Below are 476 nucleotides of genomic sequence, written 5' to 3'. Positions count from 1 at the left end.
TTCTTCAAACTGCGGTAGTACCCGAATTCCATTCACGCCAAAATGACCTTTCCGCGCAATTCGGTAAAGGTCAGGGTCATATTCCTTCAATTCTTCAAGTTGCTGGACATAGCTTTCTGGCAGAAAAAGATTATCATCCGCCGTTGAGTGATGATAATAGGTGTCGTTGCTAACGATTATCCGCTTTTCATAAAGCTCCTTATCATCCAGTACAAATCGTTTCTCTCGATCATCTTTAAAGAAATGTTTAAAAGTCCAATTATCTTCTCCAACTGGATTTGTTGAAAGTATCATGTGAAGCGGCACTGTCGGGTGACGAAGACGTCCTAACAGCTCCTTGAATCCCTCATACTTCACTTCTGAACATTCCTCAATCCAAATAAGCGAAATATTATTGATTGATTTCAGTTTGGCTGGCTTATCCATCCCTTTAAAGATGATGCGACTGCCATTTGAAAATCGAATCTGCATAGGAG

General features: G+C 40.5%; 1 protein-coding gene. It reads right to left on the bottom strand.

Annotated elements, in window-relative coordinates; genetic code table 11:
* Positions 1-476: PBSX family phage terminase large subunit (locus HFC70_RS26320; protein ID WP_168476291.1), on the bottom strand; the 476-nt coding region annotated here is incomplete at both ends.

The organism is Agrobacterium sp. a22-2 (genome assembly GCF_012276985.1).
GTDB lineage: Bacteria > Pseudomonadota > Alphaproteobacteria > Rhizobiales > Rhizobiaceae > Allorhizobium.
The sequence above is the reverse complement of the archived record's forward strand: the minus strand, read 5'-3'. Positions and strand labels throughout refer to the sequence as shown.